The sequence below is a fragment of the Croceibacterium segetis genome (genome assembly GCF_011320115.1).
Lineage (GTDB): Bacteria > Pseudomonadota > Alphaproteobacteria > Sphingomonadales > Sphingomonadaceae > Croceibacterium_B > Croceibacterium_B segetis.
This window is the reverse complement of sequence record NZ_JAANOZ010000037.1, coordinates 1-671: the sequence shown is the minus strand read 5'-3', so window position 1 is coordinate 671 and position 671 is coordinate 1. Positions and strand designations below refer to the sequence as shown.

The window sequence follows — 671 nt, the reverse complement described above, 5'->3', positions numbered from 1 at the left end:
CGCGAGATCGACGTCTATCACAAGTGCGATGTGGTGGTGATCGGCGGCGGCCCGGCGGGTTGCGCAGCGGCGTGGGCTGCCGCGAAGGCCGGCGCCGACGTGACGCTGGTCGAGCGCTACAACTGTCTCGGCGGGCTCTCCACCGGCGGTCTGGTCATGTGGATCGACCGCATGACCGACTGGCAGGGTAACCACGTGATCCAGGGCTTCGCGCGCGAGTTCATCGACCGGATGCCGCCCGAGGCCGTCGCTGGTCCGCCGCGCGAGGACTGGGGCAACCAGGATCCGCTCAAGGTGGGCTATTGGCAGCAGCGCACCACCGCCTTCCACGGCATCGTCCAGTGGGCGCCGACGCTCGATCCCGAGGTGATGAAGCTCAACAACCAGGAAATGCTGCTCGCCGCGGGCGTGCGGATCGTGTTCCACGCCTGGGCCGCGCGGCCGATCGTCGAGGCGGGCGTCGCCAAGGGCGTGGTGTTCGAGAGCAAGGCCGGGCGCCAGGCGCTGCTCGCCCAGGTGGTGGTCGACACCAGCGGCGACGGCGACATGTTCGCCCGCGCGGGGGCCGAGTTCGACACCGACATCGAGGAAGGCGACGTCCATCATTCGATGAACACCGCGTGGGTCACCGGCGGGGTCGACATGAACCGCTGGATCAACTGGAAGACGCT

1 protein-coding gene is annotated in these 671 nt (G+C 68.7%); it reads left to right on the top strand.

What is annotated here, in order from left to right; genetic code table 11:
- The coding region (locus tag G7B69_RS16640; protein WP_166181301.1) for an FAD-dependent oxidoreductase at positions 1-671 on the top strand (671 nt) is incomplete at both ends.